Origin of the sequence: 'Chrysanthemum coronarium' phytoplasma (assembly GCF_000744065.1) — a bacterium.
GTDB classification, from domain to species: domain Bacteria; phylum Bacillota_I; class Bacilli_A; order Acholeplasmatales; family Acholeplasmataceae; genus Phytoplasma; species Phytoplasma asteris.
In genome coordinates this window covers 1-758 of the sequence record NZ_BBIY01000137.1, presented here as the reverse complement: position 1 = coordinate 758, position 758 = coordinate 1, and the positions used below count along the sequence as shown (strand labels likewise).

The following is a 758-nucleotide window of genomic DNA, read 5'->3' as shown; positions in this document are numbered from 1 at the left end:
TGGCGGAATGGAAGACGCACTAGACTTAGGATCTAGCGCTTAGGCGTGCAGGTTCAAATCCTGTCACCCGTACCATGCAAACTACTTGTAAATGAAGGGATATGATGTCAATGGTAGCATAACGGTCTCCAAAACCGCTCGTTCGGGTTCGAATCCTGATATCCCTGCCAAAAAAATTACCCCAATAAAAATATTTTAATAAAATAAAAAAACAATCAATTTTTTGCTTTATTAAGATATTTTAAAACGCATTTTTTAATCATTTTGCTCTTAAAATCTAAAAAAACCTTATTTATCTTTTTCAAACTACCCAAAAAACAACTTTATCTTAAAAAACCACCAAAATCAATTGACAATTGTTTCTTTTTTTGATTAAATAAAGGTGTAGATATAAAGTTTTATGATAAAATAAATATAAGCTATATTTAAGTTTTTTATAAAGCTAACAAATAAAGTATAAAAGTTTTACAAACGCTTTTATTAGGAGGTTGGTTTTTTGAGATTTGAAGAATTGGTAACTTGGGTTTCCAATAATCCTTGGATTTGGGTTGTTGGCGCTGTTTTGTTCCCTGTATTGATATTTCTTTTAGTAAAATTAGTGATTAAAACGCTAATTTTCATTTATGTTGTTAATTTTCGTATTGCAGCTTTTTTTAGTCCTTCCAAACCGTCTAAAGAGAGCAAAAACAACGACAATAAAAACGAACAACCTCAAATTCCCAATGTTTTGATTAATAACAAAGACTTTGATTCTAATT

General features: G+C 29.8%; 1 tRNA gene and 1 pseudogene. Both read left to right on the top strand.

Annotated features, from left to right (window positions below):
- Positions 1-95 precede the first annotated feature (95 nt).
- Positions 96-170, top strand: a tRNA-Trp gene (locus OYV_RS04145).
- Positions 171-496: 326 nt separating this feature from the next.
- Positions 497-758, top strand: a pseudogene (locus tag OYV_RS04140) (hypothetical protein); the annotation flags it as partial.